The following is a 22,852-nucleotide window of genomic DNA, read 5'->3' as shown; positions in this document are numbered from 1 at the left end:
GTGGCTCAGGTTAAGTCCTAATGCCCAAGTATTTTTGATAAATTTGTTTGGAAAGACACTCTAACTAGATGACAGGCAAAAACACAAGACATAATGCATTTCTGCGGCTAGTGTCTGGTAATGTAGCAGCTTTTGGTTCAGAATCTCGCTACTCGCTGCTAACCAGTAAAGAGGTAGTAATTGGACGCGACCCCACCTGCCAAGTTGTCTTGGATGCCATGATGTATCGGATGGTATCTCGCCGTCATGCTGTGGTTCGTCCCCTCTCCTCACCGACCGATAACAAATTTAGCTGGGTACTTTGTGATTTAAATAGTGCCAATGGCACTTTTTTAAACGGAAAATGCTTGTCTGAATGTCAGGAATTACACGCAGGCGATCGCATTTCTCTCGGTTCTGATGGGCCGCAATTTATCTTTGAGTATGATTTGATTTCTCAGCCCACGGTGATGACAAAACAAGTCAAACCATTACCATCGGCTTCTAAAAGTAACGGTCATACGCATTTAAAACAGCCAGATTCGGTGAGTTTCACCCAACTTTTTCCAATTATTTCCACTGGCAAGGATTTAACTCGCAAAGCTTATCTGATACCGGGAATACTTACCGTCATTTTTGTAGTGCTAATGTTTGCTACCGTCGGTAATCCCCAAGCGAATCAAATCATCGTCGCAACTTACATTGCATCGGCTGCTTACTATTTTGTTTACCAACTTTGTGGTAAAGAGAAGCCTTGGTGGGTGCTAATGGGCGCAGCATTGAGTACAACTCTGATTTTGCTTAGTCCCCTGTTAGATTTATTTATCTTCGTGTTTCGCGTCATCTTACCTGGTAGTTTACCTTCACCCCAAGACCCTACCACCTTTACCGAATTGCTAGTCAGAATGTTCTTTGGTGCGGGGTTGATGGAAGAATTACTCAAAGCATTACCGCTAATTGGGGCATATTTAATGGGTCGGAGTTTACCTTCCCCTTGGCGAGAACGCATCGGCATTTGGGAACCCTTAGATGGCATTCTCCTGGGAACAGCTTCGGCTATCGGTTTCACTCTCTTGGAAACTTTGGGGCAATATGTACCAGATATTACCCAACAGGTAGGAATAGGTGCGGCTGGTCAATTGGCAGGGTTTCAATTGCTAATTCCGCGAATTTTAGGCTCTGTAGCCGGACACATGGCTTACAGTGGCTACCTGGGGTATTTTATCGGGTTAGCTGTCCTCAAGCCCCGGATGAGTTGGCAGATTCTCTCTATTGGTTATATTAGTGCCTCTGCACTCCATGCTTTATGGAACGCCACAGGATCTATTAATGCTTTACTTTTGGTAGTGGTTGGGGTGTTATCTTATGCCTTCTTAATGGCAGCAATTCTGAAAGCACGGGTTTTGTCACCAACGCGATCGCAAAATTTTGCCACCCGCTTTATTGGTCATAAATAACGGACTTCCAATCAACCTCACACCACATCAAGTGGTGTGATTCCGTCTTTTCTGAAACCGTCGCCACAAAATAGAGCCACAGTTCGCCATACCAAAATCCCAGACAATATTATTTTGACCTGAAAAATTTATTATGTGTCTTGCGATAGATGACGCTAATATTTCCATCAATCTATGATGAAATTCTGTCGTGAGATATATGTCTAAAGAATGATAAAAAAATCTCAAACTCATACAATGAGCATTATAGGCAAGCAAAACTGTTTGCAGCCTGAATCAAATTAAAGCTTTGAGATTCTAGAAAAATAATCGGCTGATCTTAGTCTTCGGAGTCAGGACTATTTAATTGCCTGAAAGCATAGTAAGCGATCGCTACACTGATTTTTGCTTGTTCAACTTCTGATAAGGTTAACCAATCTCGATTTTCGATCTTACTAATCATCGCAGTCACATCTGTGGATTCGCGACTACGCATAGCATGGGCAAAGGGACGAGTTAAAACAAACAAATCTTCTATATCCCAAGCAGGTAATACAGATTGAACACACTGCACGAGTTGATCGCTGATTGTTTGTTCAGAAGCAAAAATTTCAGTAGCTTTCAAGGCGATCGCATTCAGCCAATTTTGGGGTACAGCATTAGCAAAGGCTGAATTTAAAGCCACTTGTAACTTATCGACAACTGACTCATTGGGATCACATTTGTGATGCGTAGAAGTTACCACCTCAGACCAAAGGCTGTCTAAGTGATTATAAAAAGCTTGGGATTGTGTGAACAGTTCTTCATCCAGAAAATCTTGTGTGGCTAACTGTTGTTCTAATTGGCTAAAATAAGCTTCAGACTCATGATTAGCCGGATTCCAAGGATAAGTACCATCCTCTGGTTCAAGCAAAGTATCTAATAATTCTAATTCCACTTGGGATAATAAGGTGTTGAAAGTTTCTGATCCGTTAACTTTATTAGTCATTGCTTGCCTCCTGATAAATTATTTAGCAATATTGACAGCTACAACTTCCCGAATTAGATTTCCGCAAAACAGTTAATTTTATCTAAAGTTGAAAATAATTTTTTGAATTTGGCACTAGCCAAGAAAATTTATTCTTTACTGGTAATTTCTATTGCACAAAAAGTCAATACACAAATAGTTATTACTTTACCGAAGAGGCAGAGGGGACGGGGGCAGGGTGCAGGGGGAAAAGAGGAAAGGGTGTTAAGTAACCAAAAGTTCACTCTAATTTCTAACTCCCCCTTGCTCCCCGCTCCCTGCTCCCCTGCTTCTTGACTTCCCCCCTTGCCCCCTTGCCTTTCTAGCTTTTCCCAATCCCTAAGCATCTTCAATTACAAACTGCCAAATTTTACCTTTAGAACTACCAAATTTTAATTGCATTCCCGATTGTAAGGTAACTTCCTCACGCAGAATTTGTTGCCAACCATTAGGCCCTAAACACCAAGTTGTACCGTAAGTAGAAAAATCTTGCAAGTAATAAGTTCTCACAGGACCTGTAGCAGTCAAATTACTGCGGCATAAAATTTCGGCGTGACGCTTAGAAACTGAAAGTTCTGGGATCACAATATCATTATCTTTTGTGCGACCGATGCGGGTGACTCCAGGTCGTAATATCCAAGTTTGCCCTGCCGATGAAAGCGATCGCAAAGAAGCGATAGGAATGGGAGAATTTATATTGGGGATGATACTATCTGGTAATTCGGTAATTCCCTCATCAAAACTCTTAATTAGTTCACCATCAAAATCTGGGTGCAGATAAAGCACGGGCAGAGTCCAAGCAAGTTGATTGAACTTATATAGTGTTAACAATTCTTGCCTAGCCTCAGCAACTGCCTCATCAATGGACTTACGCGATCGCAAAGCCTCAGTGAAAGCTTGTATAAAACTGTGGCTTTCGTGGTCAGCAATTTGATCACGCATTCCCAAAACAGCCGGGACACCATGACGGATTAACACTTCTGCCAAACTACTGGCTGGGATAGCTTGGTGATTAATTGCGGCGGGTTGTGCGCCCCAACAAGCGTTAAAAACCGCTAGTTTCATCCCACTCCGGGTTAATACTTGTGCTAATTCAATCCCATTCAGGGTCATACCCGGACGCAAAAAGAATAATCCCCCATCTGGGCCAGGTAGTCCATGACCAGCGTAAAAGAACACGTTATAGGCTGCGGTTTCTAATTCTTGAATTAATTCTTGTGGTGTAGGTTGCAAGAGCGTCTTAACTGTACAGGGTGCATAGTTTTGAGAATTGCTACTTGCCAAAATTTTTTCTAGAATAGCTGCTTCTTGTGCCAATTGCAGGTTTTCATCATGTCCCAAAACCAACAAGATACTTAAAGCTTGGTCGGTTCGCAAATAGGGCAGAGGTTCAACTTCACTTGTCGTGCGACTAAATAGCAAATCTGGTGAGAGGGACATTGCCGATTGCCCAGGTTGGCGCTGCATAATTTCCCAAGGTAGGGCAATTAGATCCGGATCACGGATTTCTAACCGAAAACGCAAACGTGTATACCGACCCATAGCTATACCCCGACTGCGTTCGAGGCTGCCAAGAATTGGTCCGTCGAAGATCCAGCGCCAGAGATTAATGCCCAAGTACTGCATCAGACGACTACTGTAACCAGCTGTCTGTCCGGAAGGGGGTGAAACTAAATCGATGGAAAATTTGGGATCTGACGGTGGCTGTAAACCAGGAAAAAGATATAAACCACTATGGCCAGCAAACATTTGCTGCCATTCTTGCCAAACTTGAGTGAGTTCAGCTGGCCATACACAGTCATGTAAAACATAACCACTGGGATATGGAGCTTTGACCACCCAAATAGCGAAGTTATCTGTGCCAGTGTTGATGAGACGGGCGATCGCCAGGTTCAGGGATGGCATGGATTCATGAAACTAAAAGGTTAGAACAGATAATTTTCAATAAAAATTTTCCTCTGACGAAATTTGTCTGTCACTATTATCTGTATTATTCCAGATTTTTAAGCAATTTAACGAGGATTTAACTCAGTTTGGGGAGAATTTATGCTTTCATTTACTGTTGGGGGTGGGCTAGAGGTAGAATTACAGACATTTTCTGCGTTTGATGGCAAAACAGCGACTCCCAAAGTTTGCAGTTGAGATAATCCTATCCACCGTGTTTGCTCTCCTGTGGGCAAAGGTTGATTGGGGACTAGATTTGTCGTGTCTTGAGTGCAGATGCGTAGATTTACAAACAAATCTCCAGTTCCCGGTTGAGGATTGGGTTTGATTGCCATCACTTCCAAAAAGCTGTTGGGGGGCAGTATTGGCTGAGTACTACCAAGGATTTCCGGCTGAGTTTGAATTACCCAACCAGGGGAAATGTTATCAAGCGATCGCTCTGTGACGGCAGTAGTAGGAGTGGGCTGTACTGTAATGGCGGGAATGGTAGTTGATGGCGATGGCGATCGCAGTCGCATCATCCAGTATCCTATTGAACCAGCTAAGACAACTAATAGGAAAGGAACTATTAAACTCCAAGGCAATTTAGAAATTGTACTGGGCTGATTTTCTGGTACGACCTTCGTTTTTTGGTTCGGGCTATCATCTAGTAACGTGGGTTGTAAGCCTTGATTTACAGTAATAGCAGTTGAGAGCGAGGAAATATCTGGAATGACTGCTTTCAGGCTTGACTCTGGTTCGCGATATTGGACTTGATGGTGTAATAATGCCAAAGTCACATTATCATGTCCGTTTCTGATGTTAGCCAGTTCCACCAATTTGTCAGCTACTTCGACTAAATCTTCTTCACCAGTCAGAATTGGTAAAATTTCTGTTTCCCAATAATCTTCCACACGGTCAAAATCACTTAATCCATCTGATGTCAGTAAAAATATCGCATCTTCATCCAGGATAAATCTCTGGGAAGTCGGATGTAATGAATTACTAGGACTCATTCCTAAAGCTTGTACCAGAGAACCAGCACCAGGCTGTTGCACTGCTTCACGATAGATAGCATAGCCAAGCCGGACTTCCCGCGAAGCCACATCATCATCAAGGGTAACTTGGTAACAACCGTGACGGGTAATCCAATAGGCACGACTATCTCCAACGTGAGTAATGTATATTTCGTGGGCAATAGGCAACGCCATCACTAAGGTTGTACCCATACGTTGACGCGCGTGGCGATTTTCGCTGTCATTGCGTTGGCTAATCTTGTCATTAGCAATTGCTGCCGCATTATCTAAATCAGCTAGCAGTAATGAAGGTTCAATATGATCATAAGGAACATTTATGAGTTGCTGTACCTGCTGATGAATTGTTTCAATCGCCAAATTAGAGGCAACATTGCCTCCTTGGTGTCCACCAATGCCATCACAGACAATGGCTAAGGCTGATGTTTGTGGTGGTTTATGCACAACTGTGCCACTAGCAGGGTAACAAGCATCTTCGTTACGTTGACGACTTGGCCCTGTGTCTGTTTTAGTAACCAGTCTGATTGAGGGAGTTTGTGAGCGTCCTAATTCTGCTAGACCTTGATCTAAAACGGCAATCAGTATTTCTGATGAACTAATTTTGCCTTCCATCAGAAACTTGCTAATATCAAGCACAAAATCAGCGATCGCTGGTTTGGACTCTGACGCTAATTTTTGCCAAAATGCACCTAATTCGGGTAATTCTGGTGATTTTGCAGCGTCAAAACGCAATTCTAACAAGCGGACTAATGGTCCTTCTACCCGGAGTAAATGAGGATTTATTAAACTAGTAGCCACCCCTTCACTTTTCAAAGGTTGCCACAAATGAGCTATCTGCCATAGCCAGTTAAGTTGACGCATTGATGAAGCATCGCGCCAAGCCATGTTTAACTGGCTACATAGCTGCACTTGTAGTCCTGAACTATCTACGAACAAAGGTGGCTGTTCTAAAAGTAAGATTTCTTGGTGAGATCCTGGACTGAGCGTAGCCGAAGCCTGTCCCTCAGATAGAGAAAGTATGCCATATACCTGTGGTACGTTGAGGCTATAGGGAATTAATCTGAGATAAGCTTTAATACCCTCTAAATTCTCATATTTAGGTGATTGGGGTAATAAACCCGGCTTTCTATCTAAAACAACAGATTTACTAATCACTAAATAGCGATCGGCTAATACATCTCCAGGGCTACCCGCACTCAAACCATCCCCTACAGCCCACAGGTAACGTCTGGGTAGGGGTGTAGAGCATCGCTGGCAAAACTTGTGAGTTAAGGGGTTAGCAGCCAGACAAGCTTCATTTGGGCAGTAGAGCGTTGCCGCATCATTTTCCATAGTGTTCGCAGTGATCAGCGATTGGCAATTTTTTCAAAAGCATTGGTAGCGGTAATCAAAACCGCCGAAGTTTCTTTAACTCAACATATCCAATTTTGGATCATGATTCTAGCTGGCAGATCCCAGAGTATGTTAATAATTAATTTACTTATGCCAGTTTTCATTAGTCCTTAATCAACTCTACTGCCTCATCATAGCTTCTATTGCTCTTTGCCTCTCCACTATCCGAGCAGGTAAACTTCACCTTGTCACCAAAGCATAACTCAAAAAAATTTAGAAGCACGGCTCGTAGTCAATCAAATAATACTTAGCACAGATATAGGAATCCGGTTTGATATTTGAAATTATTTACATATTTAGGTAAAAGGCACAAGGCAAGACTCAAAAGGGTTTCAGGTAATTTAGGTGTACGGAGTTTTTTCAAAAATCAAATAGGAGTCCTATCGAGTGAAGTTTTTGTAATCACCAAGGCGGTTAAGACAGTGTTGATAGCTCAACGCTTTCAAGCAAATGGGTTTACACTCAGGACTCAGCACTTTGCTAAAAACACTCCCAAATACTAAAAATAGCTAATTGCTAATTATCGACACAACTAGCAATTAGCTATTCATCAATACTAAACAATGCGCGATTCCCTAAGTTAGTGCTTCAGCACCACCCACAACTTCTAACAGTTCTTGGGTAATAGCAGCTTGTCTAGCTTTGTTGTAAGACAACGAAAGACTCTTAATCAAATCACCGGCGTTGTCGCTGGCGTTGTTCATCGCTGTCATCCGTGCTGCTAGTTCACTGGCTGCTGATTCTTGTAACGCCCGCAATAGCTGATTACTCAGATACAGAGGGAGTAAAGAATCCAGAATTTGCACAGGATCTTGCTCAAAAATCATGTCACGGGGCAGAGGGCGAGCTTGGTTAGTCACTTTTTGCCGTTCTACTTCAAATTGACCGCCACGGGTTGTCAGGCGGAAAATTTCGTCATCTGCTGCTTCTAAACCTTGAGGGTCTAAAGGAAGCAGGGTTTGCACCACTGGGCGGGAGCTAACCAAAGAGACGAATTTGGTATAAATTAGCTCAATTCGATCCACACTTTCTGAGAGAAACAAAGAAAGTAGTTGATCTGCAACTTCTGTAGCTTCGGTTGCGGTAGGAATTTGTTCTAAACCAGTGTAAGTACCGTCAATGGGTTGTTCACGACGTTGGAAATACTGGATGGCTTTGCGTCCTACCAGTACGAATTTGTAATTTACGCCTTCTGCTTGTAGTTCTTTGGCGCGGTTTTCTGCCCGACGAATAACATTACTGTTGTAACCGCCACACAAACCCCGGTCGCCGGAAATTACTAATAGCCCAACTGTTTTAACTTCCCGTTTTTTCAGTAGTGGGAGGTCTACATCTTCAAACCGTAGACGAGTTTGCAAACCATACAGAACTTGTGCCAAGCGGTCAGCAAAAGGACGAGTAGCAGTTACCTGTTCTTGGGCGCGACGTACTCTCGCAGCCGCTACCAGCCGCATGGCTTCTGTGATTTTTTTTGTGTTCTTGACCGACTGAATGCGATCGCGTATTGATTTGAGATTAGCCATATTTTTAAGTTCTGAGTCCTCAATCCTGAGTGTTGAGTGACAAAAAGTACTGAATGCTGAATTTTATAGAAATTAGTAGGTATAAAAACTCTTTCAACTTCTAACTTCTTATTTTACTCAGCACTCAGCACTCAGCACTCAGCACTTTACTTACGCTGTTGCTTTGAAGGTCTGTTTGAATTCAGTTAAAGCTTCCTTCAAGGCTTTTTCTTCTTCGTCACCGAGTACCTTTTTGGTTTTCACGGAGTCGGTGTACTCAGGTTTGCCGGTTTTTAAGAATTCCCGCAGACCCTTCGTAAAGGTAGTTACTTTTGCTACAGGAACGTCATCCAAGTAACCGTTAATCCCCGCATACAGAATTGCTACTTGCTCGTATACTGCGAGAGGAGCATTTTGTGGCTGCTTGAGTAGTTCCCGTAACCGTTCACCACGTGCCAATTGGTCTTGAGTGGCTTTATCTAAGTCAGAAGCAAATTGGGCGAATGCTTGCAGGTCGTCAAATTGGGCTAATTCCAATTTAATCTTACCGGCAACTTTTTTCATCGCCTTGGTTTGCGCCGCCGAACCCACACGTGATACCGAAATACCGGGGTTTACTGCGGGACGAATACCAGCGTTGAACAGGTCAGAAGAAAGGAAGATTTGACCGTCGGTAATAGAAATTACGTTGGTGGGGATGTATGCCGAAACGTCACCAGCTTGGGTTTCGATGATTGGGAGGGCAGTCATGCTACCTTTACCCAATTCGTCACTTAATTTAGCAGCGCGTTCCAACAAGCGGGAGTGAATGTAGAATACATCTCCAGGATATGCTTCCCGTCCTGGTGGACGACGGAGCAGCAAGGACATTTGGCGATAAGCTTGGGCTTGCTTGGAAAGGTCATCATAAATCACCAAAGTCGCTTTGCCTTTGTACATAAAGTACTCAGCAATGCTGGCTCCGGTGTAAGGTGCTAGGTATTGTAGTGTAGCTGGTTCACTGGCACTAGCGGCGACGACTACGGTGTAGTCCATTGCGCCTTTTTCTTGGAGGGTTTGCACCACGTTAGCAACTGTGGATGCTTTTTGACCAATGGCAACATAGACACAAACTACATCTTCACCTTTTTGGTTGATGATTGTGTCGATCGCGATCGCAGTTTTACCTGTTTGACGGTCTCCAATGATTAATTCCCGTTGACCACGACCGACAGGAATCATCGAGTCAATAGCTGTAATCCCAGTTTGCATGGGTTCGTGTACAGATCGACGAGCGATGATACCAGGTGCAGCAGATTCAATCAAACGACTTTCTGTCGTGTTAATATCTCCTTTACCGTCGATCGCACGACCCAAGGCATCTACTACCCGTCCAACCATAGCTTCACCTACGGGAACCTGGGCAATTCTACCAGTAGCAGTAACGGAGCTACCTTCTTGAATTTCCAGACCTTGACCCATAAGCACAGCGCCCACGTTGTCTTCTTCTAAGTTCTGGGCGATGCCAATTGTGCCATCTTCAAATTCTAATAGTTCTCCAGCCATAGCCTTTTCCAGACCATAGATGCGGGCGATACCATCACCCACTTGGAGAACTGTACCAACGTTAGCAACTTTGACTTCTTGGTCGTATTGCTCGATTTGTTGCTGAATAATGCTGCTGATTTCGTCAGGTCTGATTGAAATACTCATGTGTCTATATTTTTTGCTTTCGAGACTGAAGAAGTAATCGCGTGACTAGTAAGGAGTGGGGAAATAATTTTCCGGTGATTCTCCAATTATTTCATCCCCTGCCCAGTTACCTTGCCAGACTATCAGCACAGCAAGGAAACTTTAGGAGAATTGCAAATTACGAATTACTAGTTAAGCGCAAGGAAAGGCGGCGCAACTGACCACGTAAACTAGCATCAATTACTTGGGAGCCGACTTTAATAATCACACCACCAATTAACTCGCTATCTATTTTAGATTGCACCTCTACCTGACGAGCATTAGTGATGGCCAGAACTTTTTCCACTACTGCTTGCTGTTGAAGCTCACTGAGAGGAACTGCTGAAGTTACTTCTGCTAGTACGGTTTGGTTCAACTGGCGCAACAAAGCCAAATATTGCTGTAAAACTGGTTCGAGAAAAACGATCCGCCGTTTATCTACCAGTAACAACAAAAAATTGCGTAAGTAGGCGTTACCACTTTCACCCAGGATTTGTCTAATCAGAGCTTTTTTGTTCTCACCCGTAATAAAGGGGTTGCCAATAAAGTTCTGTAGATCCTGGTTTTCTGAAAGCAGTCCTAACAAACTCCGAGCATCTTCGCCAAACTCTTCTGTCAAGTTTTTTGCTTGCGCCAGAGACAACAGAGCCTGTGAATAAGGGGCGGCTATTTCAGCTGTTGCTATGTTACTTGTCATACCTCGCCTCCCAATTGTGCGATGCTACGTTCAATTAGAATTTGTTGAGCATCGTCGGCTATGCCGCTTTTTAGTTCAGTTTCGACCTTTTGCAATGCTTGAGCAACTACCCGTTGCTGTAACTGCGCGATCGCTTTATTTAGGTCTGCATTTAAGTCAGCCGCACCTGCTGCTTGCAAGCGTTCAATATCGACAGCAGCCTGCGCCAAGATAGCTTCACTTGCAGCTTGGGCGTTTTCTTGCGCTGCTTGTTTGATTCTTTCGGCTTCTGCTTGAGCTTGCTCTAACTTCTGCTGTGCTTCTTTGAGTTGCTGTGCAGCTTGAGAAGCACGTTGCTCTGCATTCTTAATTGCTGTTTCAATTGTATCCCGGCGAGTTGACAGGGTTTTACCCAGAACTTTCCGCCCGAACACTAACAGCACAGTAATAATAATGGCCAGGTTAATCAGGTTGGTGTCAAATATATCTGTATTTAGACTAAAACCACCATGTCCCGCTTCTTCTGCCAAGTCACCTCCGACGGCGCTGGCTTCCGCCATCAACAGTAAAAAAGTCCCCATGATTTTTCGTCCACAACTCGCTGCCAAGGCTTAACGTGACCCACGCCGCCAACAAATGTTACTTGGCGAATGCGTCTTTACAATGTCGCTTAATGATTCCAAGCTAAATTTTCATTAGCGCCGACTTACTATATCTGCTCCTAAAAGCTTTTCTAGTATTTGGCGACTGAGTGAATCTACTTGTTGCTCTAATGAAGCAAAAGCGGCTTGTTTTTGCTGCTCAATTTCAGTAGCAGCCTTTTCTTTTTCTGCCTGGGCTTGTTTCTGCACTGCTGCTATTTTCTCAGCCGCGATTTTTTGAGCTTCGGCTTGAGCATCAGCAATGATTGTTTGAGCTTGTCGTCTAGCACCTGCTAGGGATTGCTCATATTCTTCTGCCAATTTTTCGGTTTTTGACAAGCGTTCCTGGGCTTCTAATTGATTGCTACGGATGTAATCATTCCGGCCATCAATCGCATTGCCCAGTGGCTTGTATAGTGTTGCGTTCAACACTAGAGCTAAAACTAGAAACTGAATTGCCATTAAGGGCAGGGTAGCATCTAGATCGAACAGCCCCCCTTCCTTGGCAACCTCTTCTACTGCTAATAAGGTAATCCAGTGTGTCATGGTTGCTAATTTCTATCTAAATATATTAGTCCTGAGTCCTGAGTCGGTGAGTTATGAGTTATGAGTTAATTGTCTAACTCCTAACTCTTAACTCCTAACTTTTTGTACTCAGTACTCAGTACCGATTATGCGAAGGGGTTAGCAAACAGTAGCACTAGAGCAACTACTAGACCGTAGATGGTTAGCGCTTCCATGAATGCCAAACTTAATAGCAATGTACCGCGAATTTTGCCTTCAGCTTCTGGCTGACGAGCAATACCTTCTACAGCTTGTCCAGCAGCGTTACCTTGACCAATACCAGGTCCGATTGCAGCCAAACCAACAGCAAGAGCAGCAGCGAGAACGGAAGCAGCAGCAACTAATGGATCCATGATCTTATTTCCTTAATTTACTGAGTTGAGTGGATTTAGACGTTGTTGTGTGTCAGTTGCCATTTGCCTTTGATTATTGTTAAATAACCAATGACTCATGACTTTTGAGGGTATTTCATGCCCCTCATTCATGATGCTCTTCGCCATGATCTTCCATCGCTTCACCGATGTAAGCGGCGGCTAAAGTCGCAAAAATTAGTGCTTGGATGGCGCTGGTAAATAGTCCCAAAGCCATAACTGGCAGAGGTACAAACAAGGGTACTAGCAATACAAGTACACCTACTACAAGTTCGTCAGCCAAAATGTTGCCGAATAAACGGAAGCTTAGGGAAAGAGGCTTGGTGAAGTCTTCAATAATCTTGAAGGGCAACATAAACGACACTGGTTGGACGTAGTTGCCAAAATACCCTAAACCCTTTTTGCTGAACCCAGCGTAAAAATACGCCAGCGATGTCAGCAACGCTAAGGCAACTGTTGTATTGATGTCGCTTGTAGGTGCTGTTAGTTCACCTTCTGGTAAATGTATCAGCTTGAAAGGAACCAGCGCCCCTGACCAATTTGACACAAAAATGAACAAAAACAAAGTGCCAACAAAAGGCACCCAAGGGCGATATTCTTTTTCGCCAATTTGGTTTTTAGCCAAATCCCGAATGAATTCCAGGGCGTATTCCATGAGGTTCTGCAACCCACTGGGAATTCTTTTGATGTTACTGCTTGCGGCTAAGGAAACTAGCACTAGCACACCAATAACAAACCAGGACGTGAGAAACACCTGACCGTGTAGCTTCAAGTTGCCTATTTGCCAGTACAGATGTTTACCCACTTCCAATTCGGCAAGTGGAAGAGAGTAGAAGTTCAGAAAATTCAGCATTTTCTTTCCATATCAATCGTTTCTCCAATATTACCTGGAGAAGAGGAGCTTTCTTTGCAGTGTGGATATTCCTCACGCAAGGCTTAGTTTAGCTTTTTCAGGTTGTCCGCGCTTTGGCTAGTCAGAGACAAAAGCCATCCTAATTACGTAGAAGATGAGTGTGGCTTTGTATGTGAGAAATCCCAAAAATATGGGTAATATTTGTAGTTGATTCCACCGCGATGCTAGGAAAATCAGAGCTACTAATAAGGCTAACCGGGTTTTACTCAGCGCCTGTTTTTCTCTACCTAAACGCTCAACATCTTTTGCCAACAGCCTCAAGTAAAGCACACCTGCACACGCCCCTAATAGATAATTTAGGGCAATGTTCAGCGAGTAAGCAATCCACACAGAGATAAAAACAGTCACTGTTAAGGCAAGTGTAATTATCAACAACTCCTGGTAGAGTTGATAGAACTCCTGCATGGAGGCGTTTTCTGGTTCTGTGTCTTCAAAACCAGATTGAGTTTCTTGTTGTGTTGTCGGAGTGGGGTCAATTGAATCTTCTGACAAGCTCACGAGACTTGAAACCAGTACAGCTAACTTATAATGACTGCACATTCAGTCAGCTGAATCATATCACGATCAGGTAACAATACTTTAGAAAAAAACAATTAACTTCTTGCCGGGATCAGACTCAGGGTAGAAGCCTGTCCTGCACAGGAAAATCCTCGGCGAGGGGGTGAGGGAGAACGGGGCTAAAAAGCCGAAATTCCAGCTAATCAAATTCCAACTTTCTTCAAATTTCGCCTTTTTATCGTTATTATCGGCTCTGTTGATAATTGTATAATCAGCTTGCTGGTCTTGGTACTTTAATCAACTCAGTGACAATAAAATTATCTGCTGTTCGAGGAGTGTTCTCAGTTGATTCAACTCGATTTGCACCGTTGCCAAAATCTCTGCCACGGTTAAATTTCCGTCACATTTTTGTAAAAATTGCAACTCTAATTCTGACAAATTGACAATTTGATAATTGTAATTAAATAGACATTGGCTGGGAAAACCATCAATACAAGGGTTCAGTTCGGGAATGGCTTGCAATAGGAGTTTATCCTCTGACCAGTTGGACTTAATTAGGGGAAGACGACCGAGGAAAAACTCGTAATGGGTGACTTCGGGGTTTAGTAATTCTATCAGGCGATAACGCTGGCGATCGCTCAATTCATCCGCCCGTTCCATTAACTCCGGTGCTTTAGCCAAAAGTCTTGACAACTGCCAAAAATCAGGATTAGAAAAATTAATAAACTCCAAGGCAGAAGCATCAATTAATTCAAACAGCGTATCAATGTTGTAGTCAATTTCCTGGGGATGCACGTACATATCAGCAAAACATTCATCCTTATGGTTTTCTAAAGACCAAAGTTCCTGATCTCGCTTGACAATTCGGTTATTTTCTGGTAAAGAAGAGAATAATTTGCGTCCGACTTGTACCCCATCACGATAATCGCCTTTTTTGTCACCTTGAAGAAGTGCGATCGCCTTTTGCATGAGTTGAATTTCCCAGCGTCCCAATTCGCCATAGACAAAAATGTGCATTAGTCCACCAGGGGCTAACTTTTTCGCTAGAGCTTGAATACCACGGATAGGGTCAGGTAAGTGATGCAACACACCCACGCAATTAATTAAGTCAAACTCACCGGGTAACTGTTCCACATCGTACAAACTCAGGTGATGAAACTCCACCCTATCAGCACCAGAACGTTTACAGCGCTCTTTGGCTACCTCCAAAGTTCCCGCACTTAAATCAATTCCAACTACCTGGGCTTGGGGGTTGAGATGTACCAAATATTCGGTACTCACACCAGAACCACAACCAGCATCTAAAATGCGGATATCTTGCTTTGGTGATTTGCGTCCAGTGCAGAAATTGTAAGCGGCTAACCAATTCCAGCGCCAATTGTACCCAGGTGGGGCTTCATCTAGTAGAGGTTCTGGGGGGAAGGGATAGGTATCGTAGAGTTTCGCAACAGCAGCACTAACAGTTTGGGAGTCTGACATGATCAGGAAGAACGCAGCATTTTAGAGTTTAGCGGATTGGGAGAATTATTCACCATTTGGTAAGGGACTGACAAATAAAAAAATCCCCAACTTGTTTGTAGGGTTGGTTAGGACGGTAGTCCGTAACCCACCATTATCTGAAAAAGCTAAACAGGTAACAACCAAAACCAAGAAAAAGACCAAATCTCAGCCTAAATCATCCGCATAATTAGCATTAGCATTAGAATAATGCCCAATTTATACATTATCGGCGGTGCAAACGGTTCTGGTAAAACTACCAGCGCTTTACAAATCCTTCCCTACTTCCTAGAAGTATTTGAATATGTTAACGCCTATGAAATAGCCGCCGGACTTTCTCCTTTTAACCCGGAATCTGTAGCTATTCAATCCGGACGATTAATGTTAGAAAGACTAGAAACTCTGGTGAAAGCTGAAGCTGATTTTGCCTTTGAAACAACTTTAGCGGCTCGTAACTTTGCCAGATTTTTGAGAGAATGTAAAGACAAAGGTTATATTATCAGCTTAATTTACTTTTGGTTACAAAGTCCCAAATTAGCGATCGCACGGGTACACAGACGGGTAGAAAGTGGCGGTCACAATATCCCAGAAGATACTATTCGCCGTCGCTACCAACGCGGACGCACAAACCTAATTAACTTGTATTTACCTCTGTGCGATACTTGGATCATCTATGATAATTCTGGGTCAGAACCTCTATTAGTGGCTGCATCAGATATCAATCAGGAGGCGATTATCTATGAACTCGAAACCTGGAATCAAATTACAATCAGTGAATAAAACGCAAATTCCCCTAACAGAAATCCATCAAAAAATTGATGCTGGCGTTAAAACTGCTGTTGCTAAAGCTATAGAAAGACACCGCAAATTAGGAGAATCAATTAGCATTTGGCAAGATGGAAAAGTGGTTACTTTAACCCCTGAACAAATTCCCCCTCTCGAATCAACTGAATTATCGATTGAAGGATAATGGTGGGTTACGGACTACCGTCCTAACCCACCCTACAATTTAGGCATTTTATTCCTTTGTCTAATGATCATTTGGTAAACTGATTCCTTGTTCAAGTAACAATTGTCGCTCTTGCCAATCACTATTGCGAATTGTGGGTACAAGAGCCAGAAGACACTCGCGCGTGTCTAGAGTTGGGGGATAACCTTGAAGGTATAGTTCAAGCAGAATTTGTAGAATTAGCACTCCTGGCTTAATCAAAATTCCTGAATTGACATCTAATTCTGTTCGGTTTGGAGGAATAATTATTCCTGCACGTGACAATTCTCCTTTCACCGCCGGAGATAAATCTGTTTTGTGTCCGTTAGGGTACTGATAAGCAAGAACCTGAGTAGAGAAGAGTTCAGAGTAACCAATTGTGCCATCGATATACATGAGACCAATTGGTGTTAGTTGTGGTTGTCTAATGTATCTAGTCGAATAAATTAGACCCAAGTCAGGGAGGATTTGTTGGTAATCACGCCATGCATCTACTTGTCCAGAATCCGCTCTGATGTTCGCAGTGAACACTCCTTCAGCAACCAAAGCTTGGTTAACCAGCACTCGGTAGTTTGGGTATTGTCTGAATCGGTAAGCTGACTCTAGGAGCGCAAACACCTCTCTTGGATTCACTCTTCCCATGTGGTGATTAAAAGACCAAGAGTATCCTGGGTACGGAAGTGTCAAACTGCTATCTCCTCCTTACTCAGATTCTTCAACGTATCTTGGATGGATTTTCCAACAGCAAGAGCAAGAAGTGGAGGCACTGCATTACCAACTTGCCTGTATTGTGCTGTTGATGTCCCTAATAACTTATACCAATCTGGAAATGATTGAAGACGTGCCGCCTCTCGAACTGTGATATGGCGAGGAAAATAGGGATGGATATGAGGTCTACCACCACCTGCCTTGGAACCAACTAATACTGTCCCTGAAGGCTTTTCAGGATCAATTCTATCCGTATGATCTACCTTATCTCTTCTGCCAGGTGGAATTTTTTCGTATCGACTACGAACTCTGTCACCGTGAATACGAATATCATGATTATGCAAACCCTCAACCTGCTCCAAAGCCAGCCTTGCCGGTATCCAATCTGGAAGGTGTTGATTAAGTAAGTCTAAACTTGAAGGATCACGATATATAGGCGAGGGGAAAATAAATTCAACGGGTTGACAGAAACCTACAACAAAAACTCTCTTTCTAATTTGTGGCACTCCATAATCAGCAGCATTCAAAATATCTGTATAAATGTCATAACCCGTCTCAACTTGAAAGTGATAATAAAGCTTTTTCCAGTCCTCACCATTATTGAGGGTCAGTAGCCCTGGCACATTTTCAAAGACAAAAGCTTTTGGCTTTAGCTCATTTATGAGGCGAATATAGTCAAATACAAGTTGACCTCGATAATCCGAAAAAGAACCTCTTTTACCCAGTATGCTAAATGCCTGACAGGGTGGACCTCCCGCAATAAGGCTGATCTTTTCAGCTTTGATCAATTCTTTGATTTCACTTCCTTTCAAATCCCTAACATCTCTGGCTTCCGCTACGCAATCAGGAAAATTGTATGAAATGGTATCACAATAGTATTGAACTTCATCGTTTGAGTATTTGAAGTTGAATCCTGCAAGAGACAAGCCTAAATCAAGCCCTCCACCTCCTGAAAAAAGGGAAACTGCAACAAGCTCATTCCTTTTCTCTTGGGGTAACTTTAAGGAGTTCAATGCAGTAAGATATGAGTTCATGCAAGTTTTAGCTGTTCAAGCAGAGTGCCACTAGGGGTTTAACTATACCTCAAAGGGCGACAATTTGTAATACTTTGACCGAAAAATACACATACTCTACGGGGCAGAGTATGTATTGTAGCAGTTAGGGCTTAGTAATTGATGGCAACTTAACACTGCTTTGGTGCGGACGGAACAGAAGTTATCGTTGAGAGTTCAAGGTTTGCCGCCGCACAACTTTGCCGTTTATATAATTATGCTGATATCTTTGCTCCATCTGACCCGATACAGTATCAAATAGCGTTAGATATTTTCAATTCAGCTAAAGAATACTGGGAATCTCATCATATTCCTATGAACTTTTTAGCGAGAAACAAATAATTGAAATTACCTTAATTCATTGTTTTCATCTAACTCGCGTCGATATTCTGCTATGTCTTCAAGCATTTTATCGAATTGCGGATCGTCTTTATATTTACCAGCTATTTTCAACCAAGGATTTTCTGATGGAGGCGCTGCAATTTCTAGAGTAACTATTTTGGCGGTTTCTAACCGAGTTTGCAAACTTTGGCTGAGTTTTTCTATAGCTTCTGTTTCTGTATTTCCTAAACCTTCACAGTCTGGTAAACCTAACAATGTGGCTTTGACTGTATTATCTGGTTGACTTTTGATCAGCACATCATAAGTTAACTTAGGTGCATTCGTATTCGGGGCAATTTTTACAGATAAATTCATGATATTTTTCATCTCTCGATTTGTTCTGTGATGAGCAGGCGATCGCAACACTAAATGCTAATCTATCTGGAAAATGCTTCCGTCTGTAGTTATCTCGCTGATTAAATCAGTTAAATATTAAATTATATTAAAAATTACTACGTTTACAACAAAGTGTGCTGGTAAGTTTGTATCTAGATGATACAAAACCATAGTGAATTTTCGCCCAGAGGGAATATGTACTTATTCCGGCGAACTCATTTAGATTGCAGATTCTACATACTTCTTAATAATCCAACAGAGAAACCGCAAAACGTTTTAATCTAAAGCTAACTGGGTTAACTTACTGGCAGTTTTGCAGGTAGCACTCTTAGTCCATGCTCACAACAATGTGTCAAGCCTCAAAACAACCCAGATTTAACACATAGATAAATTAAAGGAGTTTTACAAATCTAATGAGCATTAAGGCAAGTGGTGGAAGCTCCGTTGCACGTCCGCAACTATATCAAACTCTGCCGGTGGCGACGATTTCTCAAGCCGAGCAGCAAGACCGCTTTTTGGGAAACGGTGAACTCAGCGAACTAGCAAGCTATTTTGCCTCTGGTGCAAAGCGTCTGGAAATTGCTCAGATGCTGACGGACAATTCCGAGATCATCGTTTCTCGCGCTGCTAACCGGATTTTTGTCGGTGGTTCTCCTATGGCTTTCTTAGAAAAGCCTCAAGAACGAGAACTAGCTATGGCTGGGGCTGGCGCTACGGCTGAGGGAACTGTCACAGAAGGGATGAAACTAGGAACTGTCACCTACGTTGAAAGTCGTGGTGGTTTCCTCGAAAATTTACGGTCAATCTTTAACTCCTCTCCAGGCGGTCCGACACCTGCTGGTTTTAGACCCATCAACGTCGCCCGTTATGGTCCTAGCAACATGGCCAAGAGCTTGCGGGATTTATCCTGGTTCTTGCGTTATGCAACTTATGCAATTGTGGCTGGAGACCCCAATATTATCAGTGTGAATACACGGGGTTTACGGGAAATCATTGAAAGTGCTTGTTCGACTGAAGCAACTTTGGTAGCTTTGCAGGAAATCAAAGCAGCATCACTTTCCTACTTCCGCAAAGATGCTGTGGCTACAGAAATTGTGTCTCAGTACATGGATGTTTTGCTGAATGAGTTCAAAGCACCCACACCTTCTAATAAACTTCGTCAGCGTCCTTCTGGCGACCAACAAGGGCTACAACTGCCACAAATCTACTCTGTAGCAGCAGAACGTCGTCCTAAGTTTGCGATGAAGCCTGGTTTGTCAGCCAGTGAAAAAATTGAGGTTGTGAAAGCAGCCTATCGGCAACTTTTTGAGCGTGACATTACCCGTGCTTATAGCTTGTCGATTTCTGACTTGGAATCTAAGGTGAAGAATGGCGATATCTCCATGAAGGAGTTTGTCCGTCGTCTCGCTAAATCTCCCCTTTACCAAAAACAGTTTTATCAGCCTTTTATTAACAGCCGAGTCATTGAACTCGCTTTCCGTCACATTTTGGGACGGGGACCAAGTAGCCGGGAAGAAGTGCAAAAATACTTTGCGATTATTTCTAACGGTGGTCTACCAGCTTTGGTTGATGCTTTGGTTGATTCTGACGAATACGGGGATTACTTTGGCGAGGAAACAGTACCTTACCTGCGTGGTTTGGGTCAAGAAGCCCAAGAATGTCGTAACTGGGGACCGCAACAAGACCTGTTTAAATACAGTGCGCCTTTCCGCAAAGTACCTCAGTTTATTACTACCTTTGCGGCTTACGATCGCCCACTACCAGACCAACATCCTTACGGTTCTGGTAATGACGCTTTAGAAATTCAATTTGGGGCAATTTTCCCGAAAGAAACCCGCAACCCCAGCAGCAGTCCGGCTCCTTTTGGTAAGGATACCCGCCGCATCTTGATTCACCAAGGGCCTGGTATTAATAATCAACTGAGTAATCCCAAGGCACGGGGCGAGGCTCCTGGTACTCTGGGACGGAAGGTGTTTAAGCTGGATCAAGTTCCTTCTACTCTCAGCAGAAAGGGCGGTAAGGGTGTCAGCGTTAAGTTTTCGGAAAGTTCTACCCAAGCCGTAATTAGAGCGATTTACCTGCAAGTCTTTGGTCGTGACGTTTACGAAGGTCAACGCCTGAAGGTAGCAGAAATTAAGCTGGAAAACGGCGAAATTACTGTGCGCGAGTTTGTCCGCATTTTGGCGAAGTCGGATTTATTCCGCAAGATGTACTGGACATCGCTGTATGTTTGTAAGTCCATCGAGTATATGCACCGTCGCTTGTTGGGTCGTCCTACCTACGGTCGTCAAGAAAACAACAAGTATTTTGATATTGCTGCTAAGAAGGGTTTCTATGCAGTTGTAGATGCCATTCTGGATACCCCAGAGTACAGTGAGGCGTTTGGTGAAGATACAGTGCCTTACGAACGTTATTTGACTCCGGCTGGTGTGTCGTTGCGTCAATTACGCGTTGGAAGTATTCGCGAAGATGTCGGTACTGCGAAGGTTCAGAAAGTTGAAACACCTCGCTTTGTAGAATTGGGTACGGTAACAGAAAACCGCACCGAACCTGATATCCAATTCCGCATTAATCAAGGTGTTACCAAGAAGCGCGAACAAAGCAAAGTCTTTAAGCTGGTAGCAAATACTAGCAATAAAGTTGCTGTAAATACTTTAATCAGCGCTGCTTATCGCCAGATTTTTGAGCGTGATGTTGCACCTTACATTATCAAGAATGAATTCACAGCTTTAGAAAGCAAGCTGGGGAATGGCGAAATTAGTGTCAAGGAATTTATTACTGGTTTGGGTTACTCGAACCTGTACCTGAAAGAGTTTTATACACCCTATCCCAACACTAAGGTGATTGAGATGGGAACTAAGCATTTCTTGGGACGTGCGCCTATAGACCAGGCAGAAATCCGTAAGTATAACCAAATTTTGGCTACTCAAGGGATTCGGGCTTTTATTACTGCGATGGTAGAAAGTGCGGAATATAGCCAAGCTTTCGGTGAAGATACGGTTCCTTATCGTCGCTTCCCAACTCTACCTGCGGCTAATTTCCCCAATACTCAAAAGCTTTACAACCAACTGACTAAGCAAAATAAAGATGTGGTTGTGCCTAGCTTTGAGACTGTGAAGCCCCGCATGAACTCAGCGAATACGCCAATTTTAGCGAAGGCGATCGCAGATTTGGCAGCCCAAGCCAAGGCGATGGATAAAACCAAGCCGTTGTTTATTGAGTTGGGTCGTTCTTTCAATGATGGTCGTGGTCAATCTGTGGAAGTGGGTGTAGGTACAAGCCGCCGCAAACCTGCACGAATTCACCGCATGACCATGAATGCAAATCAAGCAGAGAAGCAACAGGTAATTAATGCTGCTTACTGCCAAGTTTTGGATATATTTAGCGGTCAAGTTCCCCAAGACTTCCGCCGTTCTAACTTAGACAGCAAACTGCGGAACGGAGAAATTTCTGTACGTGAGTTTGTTAGAGAGTTAGCTAGTTCCGAAATCTACCGCAAACGGTTCTATACGCCTTATCCCAACACCAAAGTGATTGAGTTCCTATTCCGTCACCTATTGGGACGCGCACCAGCTACACAGGGCGAAATCCGCCAATATAACAAGTTGCTGGCTGATAGCGGTTTAAGGGCTGCTGTAGAGGCAATTGTGGATAGTCAAGAGTACGCCCGCTTCTTTGGTGAAGATGTCGTACCTTATCCTCGCTACCCATCACTACCTGCTGGTAACTACCTCGGTAGCGTCCAAGCGGCTGCTGACTTAGTGAAGCAATCCTGGTCTAGTTTGTCACCTGCTGTACTGACAGGCCGTCCAAGCGATCGCTAGAAGTAAACGCTTGTAGGGGCGGGTTTACAGATATCATTCAATATGAACGAGGATCTTAATAAACCCGCCCTTACCGAGGTTTGGGAACTGGCTCCCAATACGGTTCGATTAAAGATGAAAGTCAATTTTTTTTAACGAACCGCCAAGTACGCCAAGAGCGCCAAGGGAAGAAGGAAGAGGAAGAAATGCTTCATTGAAGTTTCCCCCTGCTCTCTGCTCCCCGGCTTCTTTTCCCTCATCGCCTTGTGTAATAACGCTTTCCGGCAAAAAATGGCTTTTAAATCTAAGAATTAATATTACAAAGTATTAAGAACAGTCATAAATGCCCTACAGAATGCCGGAAAATGTTTTGCGGAAGGTAGTTAAATTTTCTCTCTAACTCGTCATGCGATAGCTATGGCAATTATTTGATTGTTTTCTC

General features: G+C 43.3%; 20 protein-coding genes. 4 read left to right on the top strand and 16 right to left on the bottom strand.

All coding sequences use genetic code 11. The annotated features are described in order from the left end of the window. The first annotated feature begins 68 nt into the window (after positions 1-68). The gene (locus ACM0OW_RS19440; protein WP_414551793.1) at positions 69-1,436 is read left to right on the top strand and encodes a PrsW family glutamic-type intramembrane protease; all 1,368 of its coding nucleotides are present in this window, start codon (positions 69-71) and stop codon (positions 1,434-1,436) included. A gap of 319 nt (positions 1,437-1,755) precedes the next feature. Here ACM0OW_RS19440 and ACM0OW_RS19435 read toward each other — a convergent pair whose 3' ends face one another. The 12 genes from ACM0OW_RS19435 to ACM0OW_RS19380 all read right to left on the bottom strand — a co-directional run bounded on the left by ACM0OW_RS19435 (position 1,756) and on the right by ACM0OW_RS19380 (position 15,124). After that, positions 1,756-2,403, bottom strand: coding sequence for a hypothetical protein (locus tag ACM0OW_RS19435; RefSeq protein ID WP_414551792.1), 648 nt, complete (start codon positions 2,401-2,403; stop codon positions 1,756-1,758). A gap of 357 nt (positions 2,404-2,760) precedes the next feature. Then, on the bottom strand, positions 2,761-4,326 hold the full coding sequence (locus tag ACM0OW_RS19430; protein WP_414551791.1) for a CHAT domain-containing protein: 1,566 nt from the start codon (positions 4,324-4,326) through the stop codon (positions 2,761-2,763). Between the two features lie 107 nt (positions 4,327-4,433). Next, positions 4,434-6,710, bottom strand: a complete 2,277-nt coding sequence (locus ACM0OW_RS19425; RefSeq protein WP_414551790.1) for a PP2C family protein-serine/threonine phosphatase — start codon at positions 6,708-6,710, stop codon at positions 4,434-4,436. Between the two features lie 635 nt (positions 6,711-7,345). Continuing rightward, positions 7,346-8,293: a F0F1 ATP synthase subunit gamma gene (locus tag ACM0OW_RS19420; RefSeq protein WP_414551789.1), complete on the bottom strand. Its 948-nt coding sequence runs from the start codon at positions 8,291-8,293 to the stop codon at positions 7,346-7,348. A 150-nt stretch (positions 8,294-8,443) separates the two neighbouring features. Continuing rightward, positions 8,444-9,964 carry a F0F1 ATP synthase subunit alpha gene (atpA, locus tag ACM0OW_RS19415; RefSeq protein ID WP_414551788.1) on the bottom strand — a complete coding sequence of 507 codons (1,521 nt, stop codon included), beginning with the start codon at positions 9,962-9,964 and terminating at the stop codon, positions 8,444-8,446. A 157-nt stretch (positions 9,965-10,121) separates the two neighbouring features. Beyond that, positions 10,122-10,679, bottom strand: coding sequence for an ATP synthase F1 subunit delta (atpH, locus tag ACM0OW_RS19410; RefSeq protein ID WP_414551787.1), 558 nt, complete (start codon positions 10,677-10,679; stop codon positions 10,122-10,124). Then, positions 10,676-11,239, bottom strand: coding sequence for a F0F1 ATP synthase subunit B (locus ACM0OW_RS19405; RefSeq protein ID WP_414551786.1), 564 nt, complete (start codon positions 11,237-11,239; stop codon positions 10,676-10,678). The genes atpH and ACM0OW_RS19405 overlap by 4 nt, the downstream gene beginning before the upstream one ends. 114 nt (positions 11,240-11,353) lie before the next feature. Further along, on the bottom strand, positions 11,354-11,845 hold the full coding sequence (locus tag ACM0OW_RS19400; protein WP_414551785.1) for a F0F1 ATP synthase subunit B': 492 nt from the start codon (positions 11,843-11,845) through the stop codon (positions 11,354-11,356). Positions 11,846-11,970: 125 nt separating this feature from the next. After that, complete coding sequence (gene atpE / locus ACM0OW_RS19395) at positions 11,971-12,216, bottom strand: ATP synthase F0 subunit C (protein ID WP_006196223.1); 246 nt, start codon at positions 12,214-12,216, stop codon at positions 11,971-11,973. Positions 12,217-12,340: 124 nt separating this feature from the next. Next, on the bottom strand, positions 12,341-13,087 hold the full coding sequence (atpB, locus tag ACM0OW_RS19390) for a F0F1 ATP synthase subunit A (protein ID WP_239730647.1): 747 nt from the start codon (positions 13,085-13,087) through the stop codon (positions 12,341-12,343). A gap of 117 nt (positions 13,088-13,204) precedes the next feature. Next, complete coding sequence (locus ACM0OW_RS19385; RefSeq protein WP_414551784.1) at positions 13,205-13,645, bottom strand: ATP synthase subunit I; 441 nt, start codon at positions 13,643-13,645, stop codon at positions 13,205-13,207. 297 nt (positions 13,646-13,942) lie between these two features. Beyond that, entirely contained in the window at positions 13,943-15,124 is a 1,182-nt protein-coding gene (locus tag ACM0OW_RS19380) for a class I SAM-dependent methyltransferase (RefSeq protein ID WP_414551783.1), read from the bottom strand. A gap of 228 nt (positions 15,125-15,352) precedes the next feature. Between ACM0OW_RS19380 and ACM0OW_RS19375 the strand changes: the two genes are divergently transcribed. Then, on the top strand, positions 15,353-15,922 hold the full coding sequence (locus ACM0OW_RS19375; protein WP_414551782.1) for a zeta toxin family protein: 570 nt from the start codon (positions 15,353-15,355) through the stop codon (positions 15,920-15,922). Then, the gene (locus ACM0OW_RS19370) at positions 15,882-16,112 is read left to right on the top strand and encodes a hypothetical protein (RefSeq protein ID WP_414551781.1); all 231 of its coding nucleotides are present in this window, start codon (positions 15,882-15,884) and stop codon (positions 16,110-16,112) included. The genes ACM0OW_RS19375 and ACM0OW_RS19370 overlap by 41 nt, the downstream gene beginning before the upstream one ends. Positions 16,113-16,172: 60 nt before the next feature. Here ACM0OW_RS19370 and ACM0OW_RS19365 read toward each other — a convergent pair whose 3' ends face one another. The 3 genes from ACM0OW_RS19365 to ACM0OW_RS19355 form a co-directional block, all read right to left on the bottom strand. Continuing rightward, positions 16,173-16,817 (bottom strand): hypothetical protein, encoded by a 645-nt coding sequence (locus ACM0OW_RS19365; RefSeq protein WP_414551780.1) that lies wholly within the window; start codon positions 16,815-16,817, stop codon positions 16,173-16,175. Next, a complete protein-coding gene (locus tag ACM0OW_RS19360) occupies positions 16,814-17,872 on the bottom strand; it encodes a DNA cytosine methyltransferase (protein ID WP_414551779.1) in 1,059 nt (352 codons plus the stop codon). The genes ACM0OW_RS19365 and ACM0OW_RS19360 overlap by 4 nt, the downstream gene beginning before the upstream one ends. A 366-nt stretch (positions 17,873-18,238) precedes the next feature. Further along, complete coding sequence (locus ACM0OW_RS19355; protein ID WP_414551778.1) at positions 18,239-18,598, bottom strand: hypothetical protein; 360 nt, start codon at positions 18,596-18,598, stop codon at positions 18,239-18,241. A gap of 422 nt (positions 18,599-19,020) precedes the next feature. Here ACM0OW_RS19355 and ACM0OW_RS19350 point away from each other — a divergent pair, with 422 nt between their 5' ends. Then, positions 19,021-22,431, top strand: a complete 3,411-nt coding sequence (locus ACM0OW_RS19350) for a phycobilisome rod-core linker polypeptide (RefSeq protein WP_414551777.1) — start codon at positions 19,021-19,023, stop codon at positions 22,429-22,431. A 108-nt stretch (positions 22,432-22,539) separates the two neighbouring features. Here the strand turns inward: ACM0OW_RS19350 and ACM0OW_RS19345 are convergent, their stop codons facing one another. After that, positions 22,540-22,698: a hypothetical protein gene (locus ACM0OW_RS19345; RefSeq protein ID WP_414551776.1), complete on the bottom strand. Its 159-nt coding sequence runs from the start codon at positions 22,696-22,698 to the stop codon at positions 22,540-22,542. Positions 22,699-22,852 lie beyond the last annotated feature (154 nt).

This window comes from Anabaena sp. CCY 0017 (assembly GCF_963920885.1).
Lineage (GTDB): Bacteria > Cyanobacteriota > Cyanobacteriia > Cyanobacteriales > Nostocaceae > Nodularia.
This window is presented reverse-complemented; position numbering and strand designations above follow the sequence as displayed.